At 70.1% G+C, this 26,721-nt stretch carries 22 protein-coding genes; 15 read left to right on the forward strand and 7 right to left on the reverse strand.

Translation table 11 applies throughout. The features are described 5' to 3' along the window. Positions 1–53: 53 nt before the first annotated feature. The 5 genes from A4X17_RS01730 to A4X17_RS01750 all read left to right on the forward strand — a co-directional run bounded on the left by A4X17_RS01730 (position 54) and on the right by A4X17_RS01750 (position 4,564). The gene (locus tag A4X17_RS01730) at positions 54–329 is read left to right on the forward strand and encodes a DUF1778 domain-containing protein (protein ID WP_064293940.1); all 276 of its coding nucleotides are present in this window, start codon (positions 54–56) and stop codon (positions 327–329) included. After that, positions 322–825 (forward strand): GNAT family N-acetyltransferase, encoded by a 504-nt coding sequence (locus A4X17_RS01735; protein ID WP_064293941.1) that lies wholly within the window; start codon positions 322–324, stop codon positions 823–825. The genes A4X17_RS01730 and A4X17_RS01735 overlap by 8 nt, the downstream gene beginning before the upstream one ends. Positions 826–908: 83 nt before the next feature. Beyond that, entirely contained in the window at positions 909–3,506 is a 2,598-nt protein-coding gene (locus A4X17_RS01740) for an excinuclease ABC subunit UvrA (RefSeq protein ID WP_064293942.1), read from the forward strand. 10 nt (positions 3,507–3,516) lie between these two features. Then, the gene (locus A4X17_RS01745) at positions 3,517–4,059 is read left to right on the forward strand and encodes a hypothetical protein (RefSeq protein WP_157583284.1); all 543 of its coding nucleotides are present in this window, start codon (positions 3,517–3,519) and stop codon (positions 4,057–4,059) included. A 37-nt stretch (positions 4,060–4,096) separates the two neighbouring features. Continuing rightward, a complete protein-coding gene (locus A4X17_RS01750) occupies positions 4,097–4,564 on the forward strand; it encodes a BLUF domain-containing protein (protein WP_064293944.1) in 468 nt (155 codons plus the stop codon). On the opposite strand, the gene A4X17_RS01755 is transcribed toward A4X17_RS01750, so the two are convergent. Both A4X17_RS01755 and moaA read right to left on the reverse strand, forming a co-directional pair. After that, entirely contained in the window at positions 4,561–4,818 is a 258-nt protein-coding gene (locus tag A4X17_RS01755) for a MoaD/ThiS family protein (RefSeq protein WP_064293945.1), read from the reverse strand. The genes A4X17_RS01750 and A4X17_RS01755 overlap by 4 nt on opposite strands. Continuing rightward, on the reverse strand, positions 4,811–5,878 hold the full coding sequence (gene moaA / locus A4X17_RS01760; RefSeq protein ID WP_064293946.1) for a GTP 3',8-cyclase MoaA: 1,068 nt from the start codon (positions 5,876–5,878) through the stop codon (positions 4,811–4,813). Before moaA ends, A4X17_RS01755 begins: the two co-directional genes overlap by 8 nt. Positions 5,879–5,968: 90 nt before the next feature. On the opposite strand from moaA, the gene A4X17_RS01765 reads away from it, so the two are divergent. From A4X17_RS01765 to A4X17_RS01775, 3 genes are all read left to right on the forward strand, one after another. Beyond that, positions 5,969–7,534 carry a molybdopterin-dependent oxidoreductase gene (locus tag A4X17_RS01765; RefSeq protein ID WP_064294120.1) on the forward strand — a complete coding sequence of 522 codons (1,566 nt, stop codon included), beginning with the start codon at positions 5,969–5,971 and terminating at the stop codon, positions 7,532–7,534. Positions 7,535–7,798: 264 nt separating this feature from the next. Continuing rightward, the gene (locus A4X17_RS01770; RefSeq protein ID WP_064293947.1) at positions 7,799–9,535 is read left to right on the forward strand and encodes an ABC transporter ATP-binding protein; all 1,737 of its coding nucleotides are present in this window, start codon (positions 7,799–7,801) and stop codon (positions 9,533–9,535) included. A 2-nt stretch (positions 9,536–9,537) separates the two neighbouring features. Continuing rightward, positions 9,538–11,622 carry an ABC transporter ATP-binding protein gene (locus A4X17_RS01775; RefSeq protein ID WP_369808439.1) on the forward strand — a complete coding sequence of 695 codons (2,085 nt, stop codon included), beginning with the start codon at positions 9,538–9,540 and terminating at the stop codon, positions 11,620–11,622. A gap of 59 nt (positions 11,623–11,681) precedes the next feature. Here the strand turns inward: A4X17_RS01775 and A4X17_RS01780 are convergent, their stop codons facing one another. Beyond that, positions 11,682–13,454: a right-handed parallel beta-helix repeat-containing protein gene (locus tag A4X17_RS01780; protein WP_064293948.1), complete on the reverse strand. Its 1,773-nt coding sequence runs from the start codon at positions 13,452–13,454 to the stop codon at positions 11,682–11,684. Between the two features lie 89 nt (positions 13,455–13,543). On the opposite strand from A4X17_RS01780, the gene A4X17_RS01785 reads away from it, so the two are divergent. Beyond that, a complete protein-coding gene (locus A4X17_RS01785) occupies positions 13,544–14,701 on the forward strand; it encodes an acyltransferase (RefSeq protein WP_064293949.1) in 1,158 nt (385 codons plus the stop codon). On the opposite strand, the gene A4X17_RS01790 is transcribed toward A4X17_RS01785, so the two are convergent. After that, a complete protein-coding gene (locus A4X17_RS01790; protein ID WP_064293950.1) occupies positions 14,698–15,798 on the reverse strand; it encodes a hypothetical protein in 1,101 nt (366 codons plus the stop codon). The two genes, A4X17_RS01785 and A4X17_RS01790, sit on opposite strands and share 4 nt — an antisense overlap. Positions 15,799–15,808: 10 nt before the next feature. Then, a complete protein-coding gene (locus tag A4X17_RS01795) occupies positions 15,809–16,276 on the reverse strand; it encodes an NUDIX domain-containing protein (RefSeq protein ID WP_197478994.1) in 468 nt (155 codons plus the stop codon). 97 nt (positions 16,277–16,373) lie between these two features. Here A4X17_RS01795 and A4X17_RS01800 point away from each other — a divergent pair, with 97 nt between their 5' ends. Then, positions 16,374–17,378 carry an aldo/keto reductase gene (locus A4X17_RS01800; protein WP_064294122.1) on the forward strand — a complete coding sequence of 335 codons (1,005 nt, stop codon included), beginning with the start codon at positions 16,374–16,376 and terminating at the stop codon, positions 17,376–17,378. Positions 17,379–17,581: 203 nt separating this feature from the next. Here A4X17_RS01800 and A4X17_RS01805 read toward each other — a convergent pair whose 3' ends face one another. After that, complete coding sequence (locus A4X17_RS01805; RefSeq protein WP_064293952.1) at positions 17,582–21,055, reverse strand: bifunctional proline dehydrogenase/L-glutamate gamma-semialdehyde dehydrogenase; 3,474 nt, start codon at positions 21,053–21,055, stop codon at positions 17,582–17,584. A gap of 89 nt (positions 21,056–21,144) precedes the next feature. On the opposite strand from A4X17_RS01805, the gene A4X17_RS01810 reads away from it, so the two are divergent. Together A4X17_RS01810 and A4X17_RS01815 are read left to right on the forward strand one after the other, a co-directional pair. Continuing rightward, positions 21,145–22,035: a LysR family transcriptional regulator gene (locus A4X17_RS01810; RefSeq protein WP_064294123.1), complete on the forward strand. Its 891-nt coding sequence runs from the start codon at positions 21,145–21,147 to the stop codon at positions 22,033–22,035. A gap of 137 nt (positions 22,036–22,172) precedes the next feature. Beyond that, complete coding sequence (locus A4X17_RS01815; RefSeq protein WP_064293953.1) at positions 22,173–23,042, forward strand: aldo/keto reductase; 870 nt, start codon at positions 22,173–22,175, stop codon at positions 23,040–23,042. 134 nt (positions 23,043–23,176) lie between these two features. Here A4X17_RS01815 and A4X17_RS01820 read toward each other — a convergent pair whose 3' ends face one another. Next, positions 23,177–23,926 (reverse strand): IclR family transcriptional regulator, encoded by a 750-nt coding sequence (locus A4X17_RS01820; protein WP_064293954.1) that lies wholly within the window; start codon positions 23,924–23,926, stop codon positions 23,177–23,179. A 196-nt stretch (positions 23,927–24,122) separates the two neighbouring features. Here A4X17_RS01820 and A4X17_RS01825 point away from each other — a divergent pair, with 196 nt between their 5' ends. Genes A4X17_RS01825 through A4X17_RS01835 form a run of 3 tightly spaced genes read left to right on the forward strand, consistent with a single transcriptional unit; the run spans position 24,123 to position 26,715 of the window. Further along, positions 24,123–24,848, forward strand: coding sequence for a CoA transferase subunit A (locus tag A4X17_RS01825; RefSeq protein ID WP_064293955.1), 726 nt, complete (start codon positions 24,123–24,125; stop codon positions 24,846–24,848). Positions 24,849–24,853: 5 nt separating this feature from the next. Continuing rightward, positions 24,854–25,546, forward strand: a complete 693-nt coding sequence (locus tag A4X17_RS01830) for a CoA transferase subunit B (RefSeq protein ID WP_369808440.1) — start codon at positions 24,854–24,856, stop codon at positions 25,544–25,546. Further along, a complete protein-coding gene (locus tag A4X17_RS01835; RefSeq protein WP_064293957.1) occupies positions 25,543–26,715 on the forward strand; it encodes an acetyl-CoA C-acyltransferase in 1,173 nt (390 codons plus the stop codon). The genes A4X17_RS01830 and A4X17_RS01835 overlap by 4 nt, the downstream gene beginning before the upstream one ends. The last annotated feature ends 6 nt before the right edge of the window (positions 26,716–26,721 follow it).

The following is a 26,721-nucleotide window of genomic DNA, read 5'->3' on the forward strand; positions in this document are numbered from 1 at the left end:
GCCTCCGACCTCCGACATCGACTCCGTACGGAAGATTGCCGTACAATGACGGCATGGCATCTCCGCTGAAAGACAAGCGCATCGAGGTCCGCGTCACCAGCGCACAGAAGGACGCGATCGCCGCCGCCGCAGCGATCGAAGGTCGGTCCATCACCGATTTCACCACGTCCGCCGCTACGGAACGGGCGGCTGACGTCATCCGCCGTGAGCGCGACATCCGCGTGGACGCGGCCGCCTTCGAACAGTTCGAAGCGATCCTGGAACGCCCAGCGCGTTCGATCGACGGACTCCGCGACCTCCTGAACCGACCCACGATCTTCGTTGACTGACTTCCGGACTCCACGGCCGCTCGCTACTGGAGACGTCCTCTCCGACTTCCGCTGCGGCGTCGACGTCCTCGACAGCTGGCTCCGCGGATACGCACGGAACAACGAGCGCAGCGGTGGGTCGAAGACGATGGTCTCGGTGACGACCGAGGGTCGCGTCGCGGGTTACTACTGCCTCTCGGCGAGTTCGCTCGTTCGAGAAGATGCGCCGCAGCGGCTCGCGCACCGGGCACCCGATCCGATTCCCGTCGTCCTGATCGGCCGGCTCGCCATCGATCAGGAGTTCACCGGCCTCGGCCTCGGAACCGCCCTCCTGCAGCATGCCGTCCTTCAAGCGATCAGCGCGGCGGAGATCATCGGGATGCGAGCGATCCTGGTCCACGCCCTGACCGACGACGTCATCCCGTTCTACGAGCGATTCGGCTTCGAACGATTTCCCGGTTCGAGTCGCGCCCTGTACCTGTTGGTCTCCGACGCACGCGCGACCCTGGTCGGCTGAGCGCACGTCGATCGCCGCCCGCACACCTGTGGGGGCGCGTCAACCACTCCGCATCACGGCAGCGAGCGACGTAGGGTGATCTGATGCCCGAAAACGCCCCCGAAGCATCCGACCCGTTCGTCCGCGTCCGGGGAGCCAACGAGAACAACCTCCGCAACGTGGACGTCGACGTGCCGCGCGATGCGATCGTCGCCTTCACCGGGGTCTCCGGCTCGGGCAAGTCGTCGCTCGCGTTCGGCACCATCTTCACCGAGGCGCAGCGGCGGTACCTCGAGTCCGTCGCCCCATACGCCAGGCGACTGATCCAGCAGGGTCACGACCCGCACGTCGACTCGATCTCCGGCCTGCCACCGGCGGTCGCCCTGCAGCAGCGACGCGGCGCCCCCAGCTCGCGCTCCAGCGTCGGCACGGTGACGACCCTCTCGAACTCGCTCCGCATGCTCTTCTCGCGCGCCGGCACGTTCCCGGAGGGGTTCACGACCCGACTCGACTCCGACGCCTTCTCCCCCAACACCGCCGTCGGCGCCTGCCCGGAGTGCCACGGCATCGGCGTCGCACACACGGTCACCGAGGATTCCCTCGTGCCCGACCCGTCGCTGAGCATCCGCGAGGGAGCGATCGCCGCCTGGCCGGGAGCCTGGCAGGCGAAGAACCTCCGCGACATCACCATCGCCCTCGGATACGACGTCGACCGCCCCTGGCGGGAGCTCGACCAGGAGGACCGCGACTGGATCCTCTTCACCGAGGAGCAGCCGGTCGTGCAGATCACGCCGCAACGAGACCGGGTCGCCAAGCCGTACAACGGGATGTTCTGGAGCGCCAAGCAGTACGTCTTCCACACCCTCTCCGACTCGAAGAGCCAGATGATGCGGAACAAGGTGCTGCAATTCGTGCGCTCGGGTCCGTGCCCGCTCTGCCACGGCACGGGACTCCGCCGTGAGGCGCTCGCGGTCACCTTCGCCGGCCGCACGATCGCGGAGCTCAACGCCCTGCCGATGACGGAGCTCGCCGAGGTCATCCGCCCCACCACTGAGCTGAAGGACGCGGCGCCCGCACTCCCGACCACGCTCTCCGGCGAGCGCACCGATGTCGCCGTCGCCATCACGACCGATCTCCTCGCGCGCATCCGCGTGCTCACCGACCTCGGACTCGGCTACCTCGGGCTCGGGCGTGTGACGACGACGCTCTCCCCCGGCGAGATGCAACGGCTCCGGCTCGCGACCCAGCTGCGCTCCGGGCTCTTCGGCGTGGTCTACGTCCTCGACGAACCGTCAGCGGGTCTGCACCCGGCCGATGCGGAGCCCCTCCTCGAGGTGCTGGAGCAGCTGAAGCGCTCGGGCAACTCGGTCTACGTCGTCGAGCACAACATGGACGTCGTCCGGAACGCGGACTGGATCGTCGACGTCGGCCCCGGTGCAGGCGAGGGTGGCGGCGACGTGCTCTACAGCGGGGCCGTCGAGGGTCTCGCCGAGGTCCAGGCCTCGGCGACCCGCCCGTTCCTCTTCCCCGAACAGCACGGTCCGGCTCCCGAGCGACGAGCACTCCGTGAGACGCGCGATTGGCTCGAGGTCGAGGGCATCACGCTCCACAACCTCGCCGGCGTCGACGCCTCGATCCCCCTCGGGACCTTCGTCGCCGTCACCGGTGTCTCGGGTTCCGGTAAATCGACCCTCGTGAGCCGCGTCCTCCGCGACGTCGTGCGCGACCACCTGCGGGCAGCCGGCCGGACGACGGACGACACCGCAGACGATGACGACGAGGTGCCCACCGAGACCGATGCGACCGAGGGTTCCGGCCTGGCGGAGGCGACGGTGCCGGACGGACACGCCGACACGCTCACCGTGCGTCGGGTGCGAGGGCTCGAGCACGTGGACCGCCTCGTCCGGGTCGACCAGAAGCCCATCGGTCGAACCCCGCGGTCGAACCTCGCGACCTACACCGGGCTGTTCGACGCCGTCCGCACCGCGTTCGCCGCCACGGACCTCGCCCGCGAGCGCGGGTACACGGCCGGCCGGTTCTCGTTCAACGTCGCGGGAGGTCGCTGCGAGACCTGCCTCGGTGAGGGCTTCGTGTCGGTCGAACTGCTGTTCCTCCCCGGCAGCTACGGGAAGTGCCCGACCTGCAACGGCGCCCGGTACAACGCCGAGACCCTCGAGGTCACCTACGACGGGAAGTCGATCGCAGACGTCCTCGCACTCACCGTCGAGCAGGCGGCCGAGTTCCTCGCGGCCGTTCCGGCGGCGGCGCGCAGCCTCCGCACCCTGCTCGAGGTCGGCCTGGGGTACCTGCGGCTCGGCCAGCCGGCCACCGAGCTGTCGGGCGGTGAGGCGCAGCGCATCAAGCTCGCGACGGAACTCCAGAGGGTGCGACGCGGTCACACCCTCTACCTCCTCGACGAGCCGACGACCGGCCTCCATCCGGCCGACGTCCGTCGTCTCCTGGCGCAGTTGAACGCGCTCGTCGACTCCGGCGACACCGTCGTCGTGGTCGAGCACGAGATGGACGTCGTCGCGGCGGCCGACTGGGTGATCGACCTCGGACCGTCCGGTGGTGACGCTGGTGGACGCATCGTGGCCGCGGGCACCCCGGATGCCGTCGCCGCAAACCCCGACAGCCGCACCGCGCCCTACCTGGCGAAGCGACTGGCGTTGCTCGGTGCGGCACCGTCACCGAGCGCCTAGCGTGGAGTCCATGTCGACGACCGGTGCGCACCCTGACCTCCGCGCGCGGCGCATCGCCGTCCTCGTCTGGGCGGTCGCCGCGATGGTGATGCTGGTGCTCGCTCCCATCGAGGAACTCATCTGGGCACCGCTCGCGATGACGGACGATTCCTACGGCCTCGAGGCGATCTACGGGGTGTTCACGCCCACCACCCTGGCCGTCGGCCTCGTCGGAGTCGCGATCGCGTTCCTGCTCGGTCTCACGGCGATCCTGGTGTTCACCTCCTTCGGATGGCGCGGGCGGCTCGGCACGCACTGGGTCCACGTCGCGACCCTCGGATCCATGCTCGTCTGGCTCGGTCTCATCGCCATGTTCATCGCCGGCTTCGGCGTCGGGAACACCGTGTCCGACGAGATCCCGCCGTACGTCGGCCGGTCGTCGTCGGTGGGCGAACTCCTCCAGATGCTCGCACTCGTGGCGTTCCTGGCGACCGTCGTCGGTGCGATCTCCTCGCTCATCCTGATGTTCCGGTCGGCCGGGGTGGCCCGTCGCGCCTGGCAGGCTTCGCGATGAGCCCCTATCCGACATCTGACGTGTAGGGTCACGGAGTATGACGCAGCCCGAATCAGCGTTGCTCTCCGTGACCTACGTGAGCACGTCCGCTGCGCCGCTGACCCAGACCGCGCTCGAAGCGATCCTCCGGCAGTCCCGCGTCAACAACGGACGCTCGGGCCTCACTGGCATGCTCGCCGTGCGCGGCGACGACTTCTTCCAGGTGATCGAAGGGCCCCCAGCGGTCGTGCGCCACGTGCTGCAGCGGTTGCGCGAGGACACCAGACACAGCGAGCTGCGGGTCCTGGTCGAGGAGGAGATCGACTACCGGCGGTTCCCCGACTGGACGATGCGCTGCGAGAACCTCGACGACTACCCGGTCGATTCGATCCCCGGCTACCGGGCGTCGCACGAGGACGAATCGGATGCACGGCGCCATCGCATCCTGGACCTCGTGCGATGGTTCCAACACCGCGCGACCCGCGCCCTGGCCGAGCGTGGTCGCTCGGCGACGTCGCCGTCCTAGCCGCCGGCGAAGGGCGGGAGGACGTCGACCCGGGCGCCGAGCGGACGGGCGTCGTCGCGACTGACGACGCCGTCGACGAGGAACGAGCCTGAAGCGAGCACCTTGGCCATCGCGTCACCGTAGCGCTCGAGCAGCACGGACTTCAGTTCGCCCACCGTCGCGACCGCGGGAAGGGACTCCTCGGGCACGCCTGCGGCCTCTTCGGCTGCGGCGAAGTAGCGCACGAGCACCTGCAGCGTCGTCGTCTCAGCCACCGATCGCTCCCATGCTCCGCTCCGGACGGACGAAGTCGGGCGACGCGATCCGGTGCCCGGCCTGCTTGTGCCACATCGCCGCGCGCCAGCGGTCCGCGATCTCGACGTCCTCGACACCCGAACGCAGCATGCCTCGGAGGTCGGTCTCGTCGTCGCCGAAGAGGCAGGAGCGGATCGTCCCCTCGGCCGTGAGCCGGGTTCGGTCGCAGTCGTCGCAGAAGGAGCGCGTGACCGAGGCGATGATGCCGACCGTCGCCGGGCCGCCGTCGACGAGCCACTCCTCGGCGGGAGCGGACGGGTCCTCGCGGTGCGGAGCGGTGAGCGTGAACCGGGAGCCGAGGACGTCGAGCAACTCGGCCGCGTCGACCATGTTCTCCCGCACCCACGCCTCGTCGGCGTCGAGCGGCATCTGCTCGATGAAGCGGAGACGGCAACCGTTCTCGATCGCCCAGGAGAGCAGGGCGACCGCGCCGTCCAGTGTGTCGCGCATGAGGACGGCGTTGATCTTCAGCGGCGTCAGCCCGGCGCGCTTGGCGGCTTCGATGCCGGCCAGGACGGCGGGCAGGCGGTCGCGGCGCGTGAGCCGCGCGAAGTGGTCGCGGTCGACGGTGTCGAGGGAGATGTTCACGCGGGTGAGCCCGGCTGCCACGAGCTCGTCGACACGCTTGTCGAGTCCGATGCCGTTCGTGGTCATGGAGATGGAGGCGTCGCCGGCGACGGCGGAGCTGCGGGCGATGATCTCCGCGAGGTCAGGACGCATGAGCGGCTCGCCGCCCGTGAACCGGATGTCGTGCACGCCGAGGTCGCGGACGGCGATCTCGACGAGTCGACCGATCTCGGTCGGCGTCAGGAGGTCGTCGCGGGCGATCGCCGGGAGCCCCTGCTCGGGCATGCAGTACGTGCAGCGCAGGGAGCACTTCTCCGTGATCGACACCCGGAGGTCGCGCGCCACGCGGCCGAACCGGTCGATGAGGCCGTCGACGTCGGGGCGCCCGGCAGCGTCCGGGATGTGCCTGAGCGGCGACCCGATGCGTGGGATTCCGAGCCCGACTGTGGTCATCCCCCCAGGGTACGGGGATGGACGGCCGACTTGCCCCTCTAGAGCCGCTTCGGGGAGGAACGCCCAGCGGGCGCGCGTAGCATGACGGACATGGAGCCCCGCCGCCGCACCCTGCTCGCCGGTGCGTCCGGCGTCGTCGCAGCCGTCGCCACCCTCGGCTCGGCCGAGGCCGTCGCGGCGTTCGTCGCCCCCGCGAGCTCGCCCCTGCTCGCCGTGGGTTCCCTCGTGATTGACCTCGTGCCCGGCTGGGTGAAGGACCTCGTCATCGCCCTGTTCGGCACCGACGACAAGCTCGTGCTGCTCATCGTGCTCGGCGTGCTGGTCGCGGCCCTCGCCGTCGGGATCGGTGTCCTCGAGGAGCGTCGGCCGGCGGTCGGGAGCATCGCGCTCGCGCTCGTCGGCGTCGTCGCGGTCGTCGCAGCGATCACCCGTGCCGACGCGGGCCTCGACTGGGCCTTCCCGAGCGTCGTCGGCACGGCGGTCGGCATCCTGGTGCTGCGATTGCTCGTGACCCGCCTCCGCACCTGGGACGACGCGACGGTCGCGGACGAGGCCCGGCCGGTCGTCGGGGCCTCCCGGGCCGAACTCCCCCGACGCTCCTTCCTCGTCCTGCTCGGCGGCACCGCGGTCGGTGCCCTCGTCATCGGGGTCGGCGCACGCGTCGCCTCGGCCGGAGCGGTCGCCGTGGAGAGCATCCGGAAGGCGCTCAAGCTCCCGACGGCCGCCGTGGCCGCGCCGCCGGTCCCGGCCGGAGCCGAACTCGGCATCGACGGGCTCACGCCGGTCGTGTCGGCGAACGACTCCTTCTACCGGATCGACACCGCCCTCCAGGTGCCGAACATCGACCCCTCGACCTGGAGCCTCAAGATCACCGGCATGGTCGAGCAGGAGGTCGAGATCGGGTTCGAGGAACTCCTCGCCCTCCCGCTGCAGGAGTCGATCATCACGCTGACCTGCGTCTCGAACCCCGTCGGTGGCGACCTCATCGGCAACGCGCTCTGGCTCGGGTACCCGATCCGCGAGCTGCTGGCGCGCGCGAAACCCACGGCCGGTGCCGACATGGTCCTGTCGCGGAGCATCGACGGGTTCACCGCCGGGACCCCGCTCGAGGTCCTGCAGGACGAGGACCGCGACAGCCTCCTCGCCGTCGGGATGAACGGGCAACCGCTCCCGCTGCAGCACGGCTTCCCGGTTCGCATGGTCGTCCCGGGGCTGTACGGGTACGTCTCCGCCACCAAGTGGGTCGTCGAGCTGGAGGTGACCCGCTACGCGGACGCTCGGGCCTATTGGACCGACCGCGGCTGGTCGGAGCGCGGGCCCATCAAGACGGAGTCACGCATCGACGTGCCGCGTGACGGTGGACGTGTCGCGGCGGGGAACGTCGCGATCGCCGGCGTCGCCTGGGCGCAGCACACGGGCGTCAACCGTGTCCAGGTCCGGATCGACGACGGCGACTGGCTCGACACGACGCTCGCGACCGCCATCTCCGACGACACCTGGGTGCAGTGGGTCCTCCAGTGGGACGCCCCGGCCGGTGACCACACCATCGCCGTCCGCGCGACCGACGCCGCGGGCAAGACGCAGAGCGAGACCCCCGTCGACGTCGTCCCCGACGGCGCGGAGGGATGGCACACCATCAGCGTGGGCGTCGGCTGACCACGTCGCCCGCACGATTCGGGTTCTGGACGACAGGTATATTAGCCTGGGCCGACGCGTGACGCGTGCGCCGACGTGATCATCACGATTCCGAACCGGGACCCCACCGTGTCTCCGGCTCGGAGTATCGTCACTCGGGCACGTCCTTCATGGTCTCCGTCGGTTCGCGCTGCCGTCGGAGGCACTGGTCTCGCGCCAGCCCAGTTCCGCCCCCTCCGTCCGCACGGCCGCTCCGCCGCGGACATGAACCACAAAGGACCTCACGTGGCCCTCCTCGCCCTCGCCCTCCGACACGCCAAGCCGTACGCGGCCTGGGTCGTCGCGGTGTTCGTGCTGCAGCTCATCTCGACGATCGCGGCCCTCTACCTCCCCAGCCTCAACGCCCAGATCATCGACCAGGGCGTCTCCCGTGGCGACACGGACTTCATCTGGTCCACCGGCATGACGATGCTGCTCGTCTGCCTCGTCCAGGTGGCCGCAGCCATCGGCGGGGTCTACTTCGGCGCCCGCACCGCCATGGCCATCGGCCGCGACCTGCGCCGGGAGTTCTACCGGAAGGTCGACTCGCTCGGCGCACTCGAGATCGGCGGCTTCGGCAGTGCGACGCTCATCACCCGCGGCACGAACGACGTCCAGCAGGTCCAGATGCTCGTCCTCATGACCCTCAACTTCATGGTGTCCGCACCCATCATGTGCGTCGGCGGCATCATCATGGCGCTCCGCGAGGACGCGGGGCTGTCGTGGCTGGTGTGGGTCTCCGTGCCGGTGCTGTTCATCATCGTCGGGTTCCTGGTCTACCTCCTCATGCCGCTGTTCCGCCAGATGCAGGACCGCATCGACGGCATCAACAGTGTGCTGCGCGAGCAGATCATCGGCATCCGCGTCGTCCGGGCGTTCGTCCGCGAGCCGTTCGAGTCGGAGCGGTACAACCGTGCGAACGAGGCGCTCACGCGCGTGTCGATCAAGGTCGGCAACATCTTCGTCCTCATGTTCCCGGTCATCATGATGGTCCTGCACCTGGCGACGGCTGCCGTGCTCTGGTTCGGTGGCCAGCGGGTCGACGCCGGCCAGATGCAGGTCGGTTCCCTCACCGCGTTCCTCCAGTACCTGCTCCAGATCCTCACCTCGGTGATGATGGGCGTCTTCATGGTCATGATGATCCCTCGCGCGGTCGTGTGCGCCGAGCGCATCCAGAGCGTCCTCGACACCGAGCCGAGCCTCACCGTGCCGACGAGCACCGACATCCGCGTGCCGTCGGTCGGACGGGTCGAGTTCACCGGCGTCACCTTCGGCTACCCCGGCGCGGAGCGACCGGTCCTGTCGGACGTCACGTTCACGGCGGAGCCCGGCAAGACCACCGCGATCGTCGGCTCGACCGGCTCCGGCAAGACGACGCTCCTCTCGCTCATCCCGCGCCTCTACGACCCGCAGCAGGGCCACGTCACCATCGACGGCGTCCCCGTCTCGCAGCTCACCCGGCAGCAGATCGCCGGGGTCGTCGGCATCGTGCCGCAGAAGCCGTATTTGTTCTCGGGCACGATCGCCTCGAACCTCCGATTCGGACGTCCCGACGCCACCGACGACGAGCTGTGGAGCGCCCTCGACGTCGCACAGGCTGAGGACTTCGTCCGCGCGAAGCCGAAGATGCTGAACGACGGCGTCGCCCAGGGCGGCACGAACGTCTCCGGCGGCCAGCGTCAACGTCTGTGCATCGCCAGGGCCCTCGTCGCGAAGCCCCTGGTCTACCTCTTCGACGACTCGTTCTCGGCCCTCGACGTCGCCACCGACGCACGACTCCGCGCAGCCCTCGGCGACAGCACCGCCGACGCGACCGTCATCATCGTCGCGCAGCGCATCGCGACGATCCGCGAGGCCGACCACATCATCGTCATGAACGACGGCGGCATCGTCGGCCGCGGCACCCACGACGAACTCCTGGACTCCAACGAGACGTATCGCGAGATCGTCCAATCGCAGCTCGCTGTGGAAGGGGTGGCGTGACCATGGCCCGTTCACCACGTGACAAGCGCTCCTCCGGCACCTCGAAGGACACCGCTCAGGCTCCCGAGCTGAACGCGGTCGAGGAGGAGGCGCTCGCACCGGAGTTCACCCCGGGTGAGTCCGACGGCGACATGTTCGGCGGCACCCCGTCGAAGAAGGCCGAGCAGTTCTGGCCCTCCGCGAAGCGACTCGTCGGCCTCCTCGCCCCCGAGAAGGTCAAGATGAGCATCGTCGTCGGGCTCGTCGTGCTCTCGGTCGTGCTCACGGTCATCGCCCCGAAGATCCTCGGTCTCGCGATGGACGCGATCTTCAACGGCGTGATGGGGTCGCAGCTCCCGGCCGGCGCGACGCTCGATCAGGTCGTCGACCAGGCACGCGCATCCGGCAACGACCAGTACGCCGACATGCTCGAGAAGTCGGACATCACCCCGGGGCAGGGGATCGACTTCACCCTGCTGGGCCGTCTGATCATCATCGTGCTCGGCATGTACATCGTCGCGTCGATCCTCAACTGGGCCCAGGGGTACATCCTCAACGGGCTCGTCATGCGCGTGGTCTACAACCTCCGGCGGGACATCGAGCGCAAGCTCAACCGCCTTCCACTGAGCTACTTCGACACCCGTCAGCGCGGCGACCTCATGTCGCGTGTCACGAACGACGTCGACAACATCCAGACCGCCCTCCAACAGGCGTTCTCGCAACTCGTGCAGTCGGCCCTCACGGTGCTCGGCATCACGGCGATGATGTTCATCGTGTCGTGGCAGCTCGCACTCATCGCGCTGATCGCACTGCCGCTGTCCGCGCTGATCGCCGGGGTCATCGGCTCGCGGTCACAGAAGCTCTTCACCGCGCAGTGGAAGAACACCGGCTCGCTCAACGGGCACATCGAGGAGTCGTTCTCAGGCCTCGAGCTCGTGCGGGTCTTCGGCCGCGACAAGGAGATGCTCGCCGAGTTCGACGAGCGCAACGAGAAGCTCTACCGGGCGGCGTTCGGCGCGCAGTTCGTGTCCGGCATGATCATGCCGGCGATGACCTTCGTCTCCTACCTGTCCTACGTGCTCATCGCCGTCGTCGGCGGCCTCCGGGTCGCCTCCGGCCAGATGACCCTCGGCGACGCGACCGCGTTCATCCAGTACTCGCGTGAGTTCTCGCAGCCGCTCAGCCAGATCGCCGGCATGGCGAACCAGCTGCAGTCGGGCGTCGCGTCCGCCGAGCGCACCTTCGAGCTGCTCGACGCCGAGGAACAGGACCCGGAGACCGCGGACGCACACCTGCCCGAGCACACCGACGGCCACGTCGAGTTCGACGGCGTCTCCTTCAGCTACGACCCCGAGAAGCCGCTCATCGAGGACCTCTCCTTCTCCGCGCAGCCGGGTCAGACCGTCGCGATCGTCGGGCCGACCGGGGCCGGGAAGACGACCCTCGTGAACCTCGTCATGCGGTTCTACGAGCTCACGGGCGGTCGCATCCTGCTCGACGGCGTCGACATCACCGCCCTGACGCGCGCCGAGCTGCGGTCGCAGGTCGGGATGGTGCTGCAGGACGCCTGGCTGTTCGATGGGACGATCCGCGAGAACATCCGGTACGGCCGACTCGACGCGAGCGACGCGGAGGTCGTCGAGGCCGCCGAGGCGACGATGGTCGACCGCTTCGTGCGCCAGCTGCCCGACGGCTACGACACCGTCCTCGACGCGGACGGCGGCAGCGTCTCGGCCGGTGAACGCCAGCTCATCACGATCGCCCGTGCGTTCATCGCGAAGCCGAAGCTGCTCATCCTCGACGAGGCGACGTCCTCCGTCGACACGCGGACGGAGCTGCTCGTGCAGCACGCGATGGCGGCACTGCGCTCCGACCGGACCTCCTTCGTCATCGCCCACCGCTTGTCGACCATCCGCGACGCGGACACGATCCTCGTGATGGAGAACGGACGGATCGTCGAGCAGGGCTCGCACGCGCAGCTCCTCGAGGTCGACGGCGCGTACGCCGAGCTCTACCGCACGCAGTTCCGCGGCGGCGAGGAGCAGTCGGCGATCGACGAGGCGGCCGTCGCCAGCGGGTCCGACACGGCACACGCCCCGCGCAGCTGAGTCGGCTCCCACCCCGCGTCAGGCGGGCTCCCGATCATCGGGGCCTGCCTGACGCGCGTTCAGCCGAGGGTGGCCGACCGCCAGGTGCCCTGATCGTTCACCCACAGCCTTCCGTTCCCGACGAGGATGTCGCCGGACTGGCCACCGTACGGCCGCGCGAGACCCATGTGCCGGGTGGAGAGGTAGCTCGTGTTCGGCTGCGCGTTCGCGTGTGCCGTGTTGTCCGACTCCCAACGGTTGCCTTGGACCACGGATGGCCCGGTCGTTCCGAAGGTGTCGAGGCCGTACTCGCACTCGCGTCCGGTGTTGCCGATGATCGTCGCGCCACCGGTGCAGTTGTTCACGGCGACCGCGACTCTGACGCGGTCGATGCGGTTCCCCATGACCACGATCGAGCCGGCACCCTGGTGGAGCACCCCGAACCCGTTGGAGGTCGCGGCCCCGGTGATGGAGTTGTCGGAGACCACCGCGTCCTGGGCGAGGTACGACACGACACCGCCCACCGAGCCCGATGCGAGCGTGACGGCGACGCGGTTACCCGAGACGACGGGCTGTCCGGTCCGATCGAGCGCGATCCCGATCGGACAGGTGCCGCCGCCGATCCGGACCACGTTGTCGGTGATGAGCGCGTCGACGGCGCCGATGACGGTGGTCGAACCGCCCGGGGGTGTCGCCGCCTGGGCCATGATGCCCGCAGCAGCGACGCCGCGGATCTCGATGACGTTCCCGGAGACCACGGTTCCCTGCGCATCGCGGTAGATCATCGCCGGGCAGCGCTTCGGCCCCCAGGCGGACCCCTGGTCGTCGTCGGCCGTCCGCGTCCAGCGCACCGTGTTCGCGACCAGGGCGACCGATCGGGTGTCGATGACGGCGAGTCCCCACCAGGTGGCGTCGGACACGGTGTTACCGGTCACGACGGTGTGGGCCATCCCCTCCACGGCGATGGACCGGCGGAACGGCCCGGTGACGACGTTGCCCTCGATCGTGACCATCGAGTCGGCCCAGGAACCGGGGTCGACCGCGTAGTCGGGCAGGTTCTCGGCGTGGATGCCGACCCGTGCGTCGGTGCCGGGGGCGGCCGAGACGATGTTGCCGACGACCGCCGAACGCGCACCCCAGACGGTGATGCCGTCGCCACGATCCTCGCCCGCGGACGAGGCGGAGCCTCGCCCTCCGCCCGAGCCGACGATGTTCAGGACATGGCACCCCGAGATGACGACGCCCTCGAACTCACCTGACGGTTGCACGGCGATGCCGTTCTGGAACCCGTCGACGGTGACGCCGTCGATCAGGACGTCGTTCGCCCAGATGCTGATCCCGGTGTTGCGCTCACCCGTGCTCGATGCGGTCGGGCCCGCGTAGCTGACCCGGAGGCCGGTCACCGAGCTGCCCGACACGATGAGCTTCAGCGCCGGGGCCGCCTCGACACCTCCGACGAACCGGAGCTCGCCGCGCCCGCGGAGGTGCAGGCGACGGTCGATCCTGATCGTCGCGTCCACGGCGATGACGTCGCCGCCGCGGACGACCACGGTGCTGCCGGCCGGGACGGCCGCGAACCAGGCGAGGACCGCGGCGGTGCTGACGGAGGCACCGGTCGGGTCGATCCCGGGACCTTCGAGGACGAGCTCGACGGGCGGGACGGCCTGGGTGTCCGCGTTCCCGGTCGGTGCCGACGGTGCGGGATCGGGTTCGGGTGGCGACGGGGCCCCACGGTCGGGATCGGGATCGGGTTCGGGCTCGACGGCCGTCGGTTCGGGTTCCGGGACCGGTCCGGGTTCGGCTCCGGTCCTCCGCCACCGAGCTGTTCCGTCGCTTCGTGATGTCCTGTCCACAGTCCACACAGTACAGAACCATGAGGTACAGAAGCATCCTAGAGTGGAGATCCGGCGTGACCACCGCCGTCCGATCATCCAGGAGCACCATGCCGTCACCGGAGAACCACGCGACCGGAAACCCCCGACGCGACCGCCGACCGGCACCCCGCGTCGACCACACCGCCTTCGCCGGTGCCCGCGCCGTCGCCGCCTGGTGGGTGGTGTTCTCACACTCCGCGGACTGGCTGTTCTCCGTGCTCCCCGAGCTCTCGTGGCTCGCGCCGATGGCCCACACCGGACTCGCCGTCGACGTGTTCTTCGTCTTGAGCGGGTACACGATCGCCCGGGCCTACCAGGATCGGCGCTGGACCTGGCCCATCTACGGTCGCTACCTCCGGAACCGCTTCGCGCGGATATACCCGGCACACGTGACCGTGCTCCTCGCCTTCGTGCTGCTCTGCGTCGGCGGGGCGATCGTCGGTGTCTCAACGGACGACGGGGCGTTCCCGCCCATCGGCCTCCTCGCCGAACTCACCCTCACCCGCGCATGGTTCGGCGACGCACTCTGGTGGAACCCACCCGCCTGGTCGCTGTCGGCCCAATTCCTCGCGTTCATCCTGTTCCCGGTGTTCGCCCTCGCCCTCCGCGACCGGATGCGCGGCCCGGTCCCGATGATCGCCCTCTCGGTCGGGCTCGTCTCCACGACGACGATCGCCGCCGCCATCGCCCCGTCGGCCATGAACGGCATGGCGACCCCGGCCGTCCGGGTGCTGTGCTGCTTCGCGCTCGGCATCTGTCTGGCGGAGTGGACGGCAGCCCTCCCGGTCACCCGACGAGCGGCGTGGGTCGCCGCAGGAGGCGCCAGCGGCCTGGTGGTGGCGGCGATCGCACTCGAACCCGGAGCACCACGAGCCTGGGCCGCGATCACCTTCGCGGCGATCATCGTCGGAGGCCTGGCGGTCGCGAGCCCGCGCTCCACCGCAGTGCTGCGCAGTCGCCCCGCGCGCATCCTGGGGCAGCTCTCGTTCTCCACGTACCTCGTGCACGTCTTCGTGCTCATCCTGCTGGCGAAGGCGATCCCGCCGAGCGCCGTCGACGGCATGCCGTTCCTCCTCCGGGCCCCGATCAGCCTGGTCTGGTTCGGCTCGATCCTCGCCGCGTCCTGGCTGCTCCACACGCTCGTAGAGGTGCCGTGGCATCGCAGACTCGCAGCACCGCGGACGAGCCGGGCCGTCCATGCGGACGGATGGGCCACCGGCGCTTAGACGTTCGTGCCCGCCAGCGGACGCCGCGCCGCCCGGACACCCCGCGCGATGCGCTCGGGGAGCCGCAACGCGGCGCTGACGAAGGAGAGGACCGCCACGGTGAGCGACACCCACAGTACGGACCAGGCCGCATCGGTGGGCGGGCCCAGCAGCATCGACGCCGCCGCATCCCCGACGCCGCCGGGGATCGCGACCGACACCGCGAACACGAGGGCGAGTCGGGCAGCGCCGAGTAGGATGAGCGTCAGGCCCGCCGCGAGCAGGACGCCGATCGCAGCTCCGGCGACGGTCCGGCTCGGGTTGCGGCGCCCCAGCCAGAGCAGGATCACCCCGAGTGCGAGGAGCCCGATCGCGAGCCAGGGCGACCAACCCGCCGCCGTTTCGATCACCCGGATGCCATCGAGCACTGGCGCGACCTGCGATGCCGGGACGACGTCGACCACGCGGTCGACGTCCGGGATGGCGGCCGCGAAGCCGAACCCGGCGTCGACCAGCCAGGTGCGGGTCGCGGAGACGATCGGTCCCAACTGCACGCCCAGGCCCTGCTCGGCCGAGACGTCGATGACGGCACCCTGGGAACCGGCGACGCCCGCGACGAGCTGCTCATGCGTGACGCGGAGGGCCTCGGTCCATGCGGTCGCGAACGCGGGCGAGGCCGCGAACTCGGCGACGTTCCGGCGCAGGACCTCGCGCAGCGCATCCGCGGTGTCGCCGCCGATCGCGCCGAGCACTTCCGAGATCGCCGGCGGGAGCGAGAGGGTCGCCGCAAGGTCGGCCGGTACTGCAGCCGCCGCATCGAGGTCGACCTGACCCTCCAGCGCGGCGAGCGCCTGGTCACCCACGAAGGCTTGGACGGCGGGGTCCGTGGCCAGCGGGGCGAGGGTGTCGACGAACGTGTCGGTGTCGCGGAGCATCGTGTCCGCCCATGTGCTGACGAGGGCGACCGGGATCAACAGGGCGCCGATCACGATCGCGACCGTGCCGAAGAACCCCCACGCGCCCGCTCCACGTCGGACCGGCTGCTCGACGGCCTCCGCCCGGAGCGCGTCGAAGGTGACGAAGTCGTTGCGGGCGTCGGACGACGGGCGATCGGTCACGCGCCCGAGTCTACGAGTCGGCGTCGTCCGGGCGCCTGGGTCCGCGAGACCGCGCGATCGCTTCGACCGCCGCGACTGTCGATACCGTCACCCGTTCCGGCAGCGCGTCGAGCGGGAACCAGCCGAGGCCGCTGTGCTTCTCCGGCTCTCGGAGTTCAGGTTCGCCGACGGTGTCCTCCGCGAGGTACACCGGCGAGATCCAGTGCTGGTGCAGCGCCTGCTCGAAGTGGTCGACGACGCACAACAGCTCGATCGATCCGAGCTCGAGCCCGGTCTCCTCCAGTGCCTCGCGACGGACGGCGTCCTCGAGGCGCTCCATCCAGTCGACCTTCCCGCCGGGGATGCCCCAGGATCCGGCCTCGGGCTCGCGGAGGCGCTCGAGTAGGAGGATCCGACCCTCGCGGACGATCGCGACGCCGCACCCGCACCGCGGGTGGGACACAGGCTCTTCAGCGGGTGGAAGCGTGGTGGACGACACGTGCTCACGCTACTCGACGCCGAACCGGCTCGGCCGTGAACGATCACGGTACGCTTGCCTCCGGCACCACGACGATTCGATGATGAAAGCGCAGACCATGCCCTACGAAGCAGCCGAAACCCGTTACGACGACATGACCTACCGCCGCGTCGGCCGCAGCGGACTGCGCCTCCCAGCGCTGTCCCTCGGTCTCTGGCACAACTTCGGCGAAGGCCGCAGCATCGAGGTCCAGCGGGCCATCGTGCGCCGCGCCTTCGACCTCGGGATCACCCACTTCGACCTCGCCAACAACTACGGCCCGCCCGCGGGTTCCGCCGAGACCGCCTTCGGCCGCATCTTCGCCGAGGACCTCGCCGCCCACCGTGACGAGATCATCATCACCTCGAAGGCCGGCTACTACATGTGGCAGGGCCCCTACGGCGAGTGGGGCTCGCGCAAGACCATGCTGTCGTCGCTCGACCAGAGCCTCGGCCGTATCGGTGTCGAGTACGTCGACGTCTTCTACTCGCACCGCCCCGACCCGGAGACCCCGATCGAGGAGACGATGGGTGCGCTCGCGACGGCGGTCGAGCAGGGCAAGGCGCTGTACGCCGGTATCTCGAACTACTCCCCCGAGCAGACCATCGCCGCGGTGGCCGCGCTGCGTGAGCACGGTGTCCCGCTGCTCGTGCACCAGCCCCGCTACTCGATGTTCTCCCGTGAGGTCGAGGACGGCCTGCTCGACACCCTCGATGACCTCGGTCTCGGTGCCGTCGTGTTCAGCCCCCTCGCGCAGGGCATGCTGACCGATCGCTACCTCGGTGGAACGGTCCCGTCGGACTCGCGTGCGGCGACGAGCCACTTCCTCAACGAGGAGTCGATCACGGGCACCTACCTCGAGCGCGCCCGCGGCCTGCAGGCGATCGCCGAGGAACGCGGCCAGACCCTCGCGCAGCTGGCGCTCTCGTGGGTACTGCGTCGCGACACGGTCACGTCCGCGATCATCGGCGCCAGCTCGGTCGAGCAGCTCGAGGGCAACTACGCGGCGATCCACCGGTTGGACTTCGACGACGCCGAACTCGCGCGCATCGACGAGTTCGCCGTCCACGGCACCCTGCGCTAGCCACCGCTCCTTCGATCGATCCCCCGCTCTGTCCCCGACTCAGGAAAGCTCCGGCGCGTCGCCCCCGCACCCACTCGACCCGCCGGGGTTCTCCTGAGACAGGTTCACAACTCAGGAAGACATCGGCGTGGCGTACAGAGCGCCCCGGTGTGTCGGGATGACACGCCGGGGCGTTCCTGCGTTGTGAACCGCGCGGAGTCGGGTCAGATGAGGTCGTCCGAGAGGTGGTTCGGCGTGCCGAAGCGGTGCGCCGTGATCGAGACCGCCTGCTCCTGGAGGAACGGCAGCAGCTCGATGCGGCCGGCCTCGGTGACGTCGCCCGCGTAGATCGCGACGTCGGGGCTGCCGGAGGTCGCGTGGGCGACACCCTCGGTCGTCCCGCCGATGATCCGGACGCGCGCGCCGGCCTTCGTCCCGACGAGTGAGGCGGCGGTCACGTACCAGCGGTCCTCGCTCTCGACGGTGATCCCACCGGCGATGGCTTCGACGGCCGGGACGAGCTTCGGCGGCAGCGCGACGGCAGACGACACGTGCACGGTCGCGCCTGCGGTCGCACCGGCGGCGACGACGCGGAGGAGCTCCGAGACCGAACCACCGTCGACGAGACGCACGTGAACCTCACGAGGCACGTACCGGAACACGTTGCGCTCGGCGGTCAGCTTCGAGACGTCCTTCGCGACCCCGAACTCGTCCGCCCACGCGGCAGCGTCGCTCGCGACCGACCGACGCAGGAACGCGAACTCGTCGGCGGTGAGCACCGCGTCAGCGGCGCGCAGCAACGAGGCGACAGCGGGCTTCGGACCACGGCGCTCCGCCGACCGACCGACGGTGCGCTCAGCCGTGCTCTCGGCGCTCGACCACGAGCCGAGGCCGAGGAGGTAGTTCGGGCCACCGGCCTTCGTGCCCGCGCCGACCGCGGACTTCTTCCAACCACCGAACGGCTGACGCTGCACGATCGCGCCGGTGATCCCGCGGTTCACGTACAGGTTGCCCGCCTGGATGCCGTCGAGCCACAGGCGCAGCTCGGCCGGGTTCAGGGAGTGCAGCCCGGCGGTGAGGCCGTAGTCGATCTCGTTCTGGATCGCGATGGCCTCCTCGAGGGTCTCGGCCGTCATGATCCCGAGGATCGGGCCGAAGTACTCGGTGAGGTGGTACTCGGAGCCGCGCGCGACGCCCGCACGGACGCCTGGGCTCCACAGCTTGCCGCTGTCGTCGAGCTGCTTCGGCTCGACGAGCCACGACTCACCGGTGCCGAGCGTCGTCAGGCCGCCGAGCAGCTTGCCCTTCGCCGGCTCGATGATCGGGCCCATCTGCGTGGTCGGGTCGACCGGGTAGCCGACCTTCAGCGACGTGACGGCGTCGACGAGCTGGTGACGGAAGCGGCGCGAGGAGGCGACCGAACCGACGAGGATCACGAGTGACGCGGCCGAGCACTTCTGGCCGGCGTGACCGAAGGCCGACGCGACGACGTCCTTCACCGCGAGGTCGAGGTCGGCGCTCGGGGTGACGATGATCGCGTTCTTCCCCGACGTCTCGGCCAGGAGCGGCAACTCGGGGCGGAAGGAGCGGAACAGCTCCGCGGTCTCGTAGCCACCGGTGAGGATGACGCGCTCCACCGCCGGGTGGGCGATCAGGCGCTCACCGAGCGAGTTGTCGGCCAGCTGGGCGAAGCGGAGCACCTCGCGCGGCACACCGGCCTCCCACAGCGCCTCGATCATGACGGCACCGCTGCGGCGAGCCTGACGGGCGGGCTTGATGATGACGGGCGAACCGGCGGCGAGCGCCGCGAGGGTCGAGCCGGCGGGGATGGCGACGGGGAAGTTCCACGGCGGGGTGACGACGGTGAGCTTCGCGGGGGTGAAGGTCGCGCCGTCCACGTGATCGAGCTCGCGGGCGCGCTCGGCGTAGTAGTGGGCGAAGTCGATCGCCTCCGACACCTCGGGGTCGGACTGGTCGAGGGTCTTGCCGGTCTCGGACGCCATGACCTCCATGAGGTCGGCGCGACGCTGCTCGAGGACGTCGCCGGCGCGGTGCAGGATGACCGCACGCTCGGCGCCGGAGAGCGACCCCCACGAGGCGCCCGCTGCGGTCGCCCCGTCGATGACGGCGTCGAGGGCTTCGACGCTGTCGAGGATGGACGCGGCGACGGTGTCGTTCCCGAGCCGCGACTCGGCGACGCGGGTGAGGATGTCGCGTCCCCAGACGCGGTTCGCGGGGAGCGACGGGTCGGTGTCGGGGGTGTTCTCGAACGCGTCCACCGGCGAGGCCTCGGCGGCCTTCGTGCGGTCCTGCTGTCGGTTCGGCGCGGGGACGGTGGTGTCGAGCTCCGCGAGCGACGCGAGGAACCGCTGCTGCTCACGGGCGAAGAGGGTCTCGTTCTCACTCAGCTCGAACACGGCGGACATGAAGTTGTCCTGGCTCGCGCCCTCCTCCAGGCGGCGGATGAGGTACGCGATGGCGACGTCGAACTCCTGCGGGTGCACGACCGGCGTGTAGAGCAGGAGCTCGCCGACGTCGCGCTTCACGGCCTCGGCCTGGCCCTGGGCCATGCCGAGCAGCATCTCGAACTCGACGCCGCGCTCGACGCCCCGCTGCTTGGCGAGCAGCCAGGCGAAGGCGATGTCGAAGAGGTTGTGGCCGGCGACGCCGATGCGCACGTTGTCGATGCGGTCGGGGTGCAGAGCGTACTCGACGACGCGCTTGTAGTTGGTGTCGGAGTCCTGCTTGGTGGACCAGGTGGCGAGCGGCCAGTCGTGGAGGGACGACTCGACCTGCTCCATGGGGAGGTTGGCGCCCTTCACGATGCGCACCTTGATGCCGGCGCCGCCCGCGGCACGACGACCGGCCGACCACTCCTGGAGACGGATCATCGCGGAGAGCGCGTCGGGCAGGTAGGCCTGCAGGACGATGCCGGCCTCGAGGTCGCGGAACTGCGGGAGGTCGAGGAGCTTGGTGAAGACCGCGATCGTGAGGTCGAGGTCCTTGTACTCCTCCATGTCGAGGTTGATGAACTTCGCAGGGCTCGCCTTGGCGGCACGCTCGAACAGCGGGGTGAGGCTCGTGACGACGTGCTCGACCGCTTCATCGAACGCCCAGACCGAGTGGGGGCTGACGGTCGACGACACCTTGATCGACACGTAGTCGACGTCGGGGCGGGCGAGCAGCTTGTGGGTGCCCTCGAGACGACGTGCCGCCTCGCCCGTACCGAGGACGGCCTCGCCGAGCAGGTTGACGTTGAGGCGGGTGCCGGGCGTCTTGATCTTCGCGATCGCGGGGCCGAGCTTCTTGTCGGTGGCGTCGACGACGAGGTGGCCGACCATGTTGCGGAGCACCTTGCGGGAGATCGGGATGACGACGCCGGGCAGGATGGGGGCGAACGCACCACCACAGCGGACGGCGGCCTTCAGGTACCAGGGGAGGAACGCGGGCACCTTCGGAGCGATCGTCTGCAGGGTGCGGGCCGCGACGCGGAGGTCCTCCGGACGCACGACGCCGTCGACGAAGCCGACCGTGAACTCGAGGCCGGTCGGGTCCTTCAACACACCGGCGAGCTGCTGCGCGGAGGCGTCGGCGGGGATCGTCGAGGCCGTCTGGAGCCAGCGGCGGACGAGGGCGATGGCCTCGGTGGCGAGGGCATCGCGGTCGAGCTGCTGCGTCGATGCAAGAGTGTCGGTCATGGTGCCAGTATCGGCGTCTGGACCAATAAGATACAGCGAAGGTTTTCGAATGATATCCATCGGTTGAGCCGATGGTTTTGGAGGGCACCGTGCTTGACGTCCGACGGCTCCGCCTGCTGCGCGAACTCAAGATCCGCGGGACGATCGCCGAGGTCGCCTCCGCGCTCAACTTCAGCCCCTCATCCGTGTCGCAGCAGCTCTCGGTCCTCGAGCAGGAGACCGGTGTCGAGCTCCTGCGGAAGGTCGGTCGACGGGTGCAGCTCACCCCGCAGGCTGAGATCCTCGTGGGGCACACGGACGCGCTCCTCGACACGCTCGAGCGCGCCGAAGCCGACCTCGGGGCGTCCCTCACGACCGTGTCGGGCACCATCCGCGTCGCGGTCTTCCAGTCGGCGGCGCTCGCACTCATGCCGGCGGCCCTCAGCGCCATGCGCCGCGACCACCCGGACGTCCGCGTGGAGATGGTGCAGCACGAGCCGGAGACCGCCCTGGCCGAGACCTGGGCGCGCGACTTCGACGTCGTCGTCGCGGAGCAGTACCCCGCCCACGCCGCCCCGCGGCACCCCGGACTCGACCGCCGTCAGCTCGCCACCGACCCCATCCGACTCGCGTGCCCGCCGGTCCCGAACGAGATCCACCCGGTCCTGCGCATCGAGGACGCGGCCGACCTCCCCTGGGTGATGGAGCCGCACGGAGCGGCGTCGCGACACTTCGCCGAGCAGTTGTGCCGCCGCGCGGGGTTCGAGCCCGACGTCCGCTACCAGACCGCCGACCTCCAGGCGCAGATCCGGTTGATCGAGTCCGGCAACGCGGTCGCCCTCATCCCCGACCTCCAGTGGGCGGGCGAGCCGGCCAGCTGTCGCCTCGTCGACCTGCCCGACCTCCCACGACGCACCATCTTCACCTCAGCGCGCGAGGCCGGCGTCACCCGCCCGGCGATCGTCGCCTTCCGCGCCGCGCTCGAGGCCGCGGCGGCCTGACAGCCCGCGGGCGATGATCGCCGGTCGACAAGCTCAGGGACCCCGTCGACAGGGTCGGGGACCGAACGCAAGGGGGGTGCGCCTCCCAGCCGCCGGTGCTTGGCTGGAATTCCGCATTTCTCCGAAGGAGCACCCGCATGACCGACACCACCACACGCCCCGCAACCGCCGCCGGCACCTTCGCCCTCGGCGGCGACCTCACCGTGAACCGACTCGGCTACGGCACGATGCAGCTGACCGGCGAGGGTGTCTGGGGCGAGCCCGACGACCGCGACGGCGCCATCCGCCTGATCAAGCGCGCCGCCGAGCTCGGCGTGAACTTCTTCGACAGCGCCGACGCCTACGGCCCCGACGTCACCGACACCCTCCTCCGCGAGGCCCTGCACCCCTACGACGACATCGTGATCGCGACGAAGGTCGGCCAGACGCGACAGGGTCCCGGCGAGTGGACGCCCACCGGCGTGCCCGCCTACCTCCGCCAGCAGGTCGAACTCGGTCTCCGCCGTCTCGCCGTCGACCGCATCGACCTGCTGCAGTTGCACCGGATCGACCCGACCGTGCCGTTCGAGGACCAGATCGGCGAGCTTCGGAAGCTGCAGGACGAGGGCAAGATCCGGCACATCGGCCTCAGCCAGGTGAGCGTCGCCGAGGTCGAGGCGGCCCAGCAGATCGCTCCGATCGCGTCGGTGCAGAACCTCTACAACCTCACCGACCGCTCCTCGGAGGATCTCCTCGACTGGTCGACGGAGCACGGCGTCGCCTTCATCCCGTGGTTCCCGCTCGCGACCGGCGCGCTCAGCAAGGAGGACGGCCCGCTCACGCAGCTCGCCGAGCGACACGACGCGACCCCGTCGCAGCTCGCGCTGGCCTGGCTGCTCAAGCGCTCGCCCGTCATGCTCCCGATCCCGGGGACGTCGAGCATCGAGCACCTCGAGGACAACCTGCAGGGCGCGACGATCGAGCTCACCGACGACGAGTTCGAGGAACTCTCCGCCGTCTCGGAGTAGTACTCCCACCGCCCTTCGACAGGCTCAGGGACCGGACGCGACAGGGTCACGGACCGGACCACCCGGTCACTGAGCGACCACCCGGTCACTGAGCCTGTCGAAGTGCGGCTCGGCGCAGGGACCGACCGCCCGCCTCAGCGGAGGCGCTTCGACAGCTCGTGCGCCTGCTCCAGCAGCAGGCCACCGAGGAACGCCTGGCGCTCAGGCCGGAACCGGGACTCGATCCCGGTGAGACTGAGCGCCCAGGCGGGCTTCCCCGCCGCATCGAAGACCGCCGCACCCATGCCCCAGCTGCCTTCGAGGATGAGCGCCGGGTTCACGGCGTACCCGCGCTCGCGCGTCTCACGGATCCGCTCGCGCACGCGATCGGCGGCATGGGCCTCGCCCCACCGCTCGTCGAGGTCGGCGCGACCCAGGTAGTCGTCGATCTCCCCGTCGCTGGAGAACGCGAGGATCGCCAGCCCTGCCGACGCGACCCCCAACGGAAAGCGGACTCCCTCCGTCAGCACGAACGACCGCACTGGGAAACTCCCCTCTTCGCGCAACAGACACACGGTCTCGAAGCCACGGCGCACCGACAGGAAGGCGCTTTCGCCGCTCTCGTGCGCGAGGATCCGCACGCTCTCCCGGGCGAGCTCCGCGACGTCGTACCGCTCCGCCGCGACCGATCCGAGGAGGAACAGCTCCGGACCGAGGTGCCACCGGGCGGCGCGGACGTCGTGGTCGAGGAAGCCCTCGGCAGCGAGCGAGGCGAGCAGGCGGTGCGCCGTCGGCCGTGTGAGCCCGGTGGCCGCGGCCACCGCCGAGGACGACGCCCCGCCGGGATGCTCCGACACGATCTTGAGGATCCGACTCACGCGCGAGACGACCTGGGCGCCGCGCATCCCCTCAGCCACGTCGCACCATCAGCTTGTCCACATGGTGAGCCTACGCCGCAGCCGGGACCACGTCATGAGCGAATCCGCGATCAGGGCCGATGCCACCTTTGACACCGCAGGACGCCTGTGACTGACTACTGGAGAGACGATCGGCTGGAACCACCATGTGGTCAAGCCGGCACGCCATCCACAAGGGAGTGACATGACGAAACACTGGTCGAGCGCCGCCGAGGCGCTGCACGAGGTCGTCCGGGACGGAGCGACCATCGCGGTCGGCGGGTTCGGCCTGAGCGGCAACCCGACCGACCTCATCGAGGCTTTGCGGGACACGGGTGCCACCGACCTCACGATCGTCTCCAACAACATGGGCGTCGACGGCAAAGGCCTCGGCATCCTCCTCGAGAACCGACAGGTGCGGAAGGTCGTCGCGTCGTACGTGGGCGAGAACAAGCTCTTCGCCAAGCAGTTCCTCGACGGCGAGCTCGAGGTCGAGTTCACCCCGCAGGGCACGCTCGCCGAGCGGCTGCGCGCGGGCGGTGCCGGTATCGCCGGGTTCTACACGAAGACCGGCGTCGGCACCCCGGTCGCCGAGGGCAAGCCGACGGAGGTGTTCGACGGGGAGACCTACGTCCTCGAGCGCGGCATCGTCGCCGACGTGGCCCTCGTCCACGCGTTCCGCGCCGATCGCGAGGGCAACCTCGTCTTCCGGCACACCGCGCGGAACTTCAACCCGATCGTCGCGACCGCCGGCCGGCTGACGATCGCCGAGGCCGAGGAGGTCGTCGAGGACGGCTACCTCGACCCGAACAGCGTCGTCACGCCCGGCATCTTCGTCCAGCGCCTCGTCACGGCGACGCCGCGGGTGAAGGACATCGAACAGCGCACCGTCCGCCCGGCGGCCGCCACCACGACACCGGCAGGAGCCTGATCATCATGTGGACGAGAGACGACATGGCCGCGATCGCGGCGACCGAACTCCGCGATGGCGAGTACGTGAACCTCGGCATCGGCATCCCCACGCTCGTCGCGAACCACGTCCCGCCGGGCGTCCACGTCACGCTGCAGAGCGAGAACGGCCTGCTCGGCATGGGTCCGTTCCCGATCGAGGGCGAAGAGGACGCCGACCTCATCAACGCCGGGAAGCAGACGGTCACGCTCCTCGAGGGCGGGAGCTACTTCGACTCGGCGACCTCGTTCGGCATGATCCGCGGCGGCCACGTGCAGCTGGCCATCCTCGGCGCGCTCCAGGTCTCGGGTGCGGGCGACCTCGCGAACTGGACGATCCCGGGCAAGCTCGTCAAGGGCATGGGCGGCGCGATGGACCTCGTCGCCGGGACCCCGCGGGTGGTGGTCGTCACCGAGCACGTCGCGAAGGACGGCAGCCCGAAGATCGTCGAGCAGTGCGATCTCCCGCTCACCGGCGTCGGTGTCGTCGACCGCATCATCAGCGACCGCGCCGTCTTCGATATCGTCGAGGGGGCGCTCGTCCTGCGGGCCTTCGCGCCCGACACGAGCGTCGCCGAGCTGCGCACCCTGACGGGCGCGGAGTTCTCCGTCGAACTCGACCCCACCACCACCGGCGAGGTGCCGACAGCACCCGCCACGCCTCAGGAGGCACACGCATGAGCACCGTCATCGTCGGGTACGCCCGCACCCCGTTCGTGAAGTTCAACGGGGCGTTCGCGTCCGTACCCGCCACCGAGCTCGGCGCCCACGCCATCCGCGCGGCCCTGTCGCGGGCGGGGGTCGACGCCGCCGACGTCCAGCAGGTCATCGCCGGCCAGGTGCTGCAGGGCGCCGCCGGCCAGAACCCCGCCCGGCAGTCCGCCGTCGGGGCCGACATCCCCTTCACCGTCCCCGCCATCACCGTCAACGCCGTGTGCCTCTCCGGCATGGAGGCGATCGTCACCGGCACGCGTCTCATCGACGCCGGCGAGGTCGACGTCGTCGTCGCGCTCGGCCAGGAGTCGATGAGCCTCGCCCCGCACGCCTGGTCGGGCTCGCGCGCCGGCAAGCGCTACGGCGCCATCGAGCTCGTCGACACCCTCGACCACGACGGCCTGACCGATGCGTTCGAGCACCGGTCGATGGGTTCGTCCACCGAGGAGCGCAACGGCCCGCTCGGCATCGCACGCCCGGAGCAGGACGCCTGGGCGGCCGGGTCGCACCAGCGGCTCGCAGCAGCTGCGGACGTCCAGGCCGAGGAGATCGAACCCTTCTCCGTGCCTGGTCGCAAGGGTCCGACCGTCGTGAGCGCCGACGACGGACTCCGCGCCGACACCACGGCCGAGTCGCTGGCCGGGCTGCGTCCCGCGTTCGGCGGCGAGGGGACGATCACCGCGGGCAACTCCTCCCAGATCACCGACGGAGCGGCCGCGGTCGTGCTCATGAGCGAGGAAGCCGCTGCGGCCCGGGGACTCACCCCGATCGCACGCGTCGTCGCGCACGCGCTCGTCGCCGGACCCGACGTCAGCCTGCAGGCCCAGCCATCGAACGCGATCGTCGCAGCCCTCGCGAAGACCTCCCGCACGACGGGCGACCTCGCAGCGGTCGAGATCAACGAGGCGTTCGCCGCCGTGTCGGTCCACTCCACGAACGAGCTCGGCGTGGATCCCGCGATCGTGAACGCGAACGGCGGCGCGATCGCCCTCGGTCACCCGATCGGCGCCTCCGGTACGCGGATCGTCGGCCACCTCGCCCGTCGTCTCGCCGCCGCCGGCTCGGGTTCGATCGGTGCCGCCGGTATCTGCGGTGGTGGCGGCCAGGGCTCCGCGATCATCCTCGAGGCCGTCTGACCTGTC

This window comes from Plantibacter sp. H53 (genome assembly GCF_001650455.1).
Classification (GTDB): domain Bacteria; phylum Actinomycetota; class Actinomycetes; order Actinomycetales; family Microbacteriaceae; genus Plantibacter; species Plantibacter flavus_A.

Coding starts and splice junctions, on each gene's coding strand:
- A4X17_RS01730 (WP_064293940.1), top strand. CDS start 54: ATGGCATCTCCGCTGAAAGACAAGCGCATCGAGGTCCGCGTCACCAGC.
- A4X17_RS01785 (WP_064293949.1), top strand. CDS start 13,544: ATGCCGTCACCGGAGAACCACGCGACCGGAAACCCCCGACGCGACCGC.
- A4X17_RS01820 (WP_064293954.1), bottom strand. CDS start 23,926: ATGCGCGGCGCCCAGGTCGTCTCGCGCGTGAGTCGGATCCTCAAGATC.
- A4X17_RS01830 (WP_369808440.1), top strand. CDS start 24,854: ATGTGGACGAGAGACGACATGGCCGCGATCGCGGCGACCGAACTCCGC.
- A4X17_RS01800 (WP_064294122.1), top strand. CDS start 16,374: ATGCCCTACGAAGCAGCCGAAACCCGTTACGACGACATGACCTACCGC.
- A4X17_RS01825 (WP_064293955.1), top strand. CDS start 24,123: ATGACGAAACACTGGTCGAGCGCCGCCGAGGCGCTGCACGAGGTCGTC.
- A4X17_RS01805 (WP_064293952.1), bottom strand. CDS start 21,055: ATGACCGACACTCTTGCATCGACGCAGCAGCTCGACCGCGATGCCCTC.
- A4X17_RS01775 (WP_369808439.1), top strand. CDS start 9,538: ATGGCCCGTTCACCACGTGACAAGCGCTCCTCCGGCACCTCGAAGGAC.
- moaA (WP_064293946.1), bottom strand. CDS start 5,878: ATGACCACAGTCGGGCTCGGAATCCCACGCATCGGGTCGCCGCTCAGG.
- A4X17_RS01815 (WP_064293953.1), top strand. CDS start 22,173: ATGACCGACACCACCACACGCCCCGCAACCGCCGCCGGCACCTTCGCC.
- A4X17_RS01750 (WP_064293944.1), top strand. CDS start 4,097: ATGACGCAGCCCGAATCAGCGTTGCTCTCCGTGACCTACGTGAGCACG.
- A4X17_RS01835 (WP_064293957.1), top strand. CDS start 25,543: ATGAGCACCGTCATCGTCGGGTACGCCCGCACCCCGTTCGTGAAGTTC.
- A4X17_RS01745 (WP_157583284.1), top strand. CDS start 3,517: ATGTCGACGACCGGTGCGCACCCTGACCTCCGCGCGCGGCGCATCGCC.
- A4X17_RS01740 (WP_064293942.1), top strand. CDS start 909: ATGCCCGAAAACGCCCCCGAAGCATCCGACCCGTTCGTCCGCGTCCGG.
- A4X17_RS01765 (WP_064294120.1), top strand. CDS start 5,969: ATGGAGCCCCGCCGCCGCACCCTGCTCGCCGGTGCGTCCGGCGTCGTC.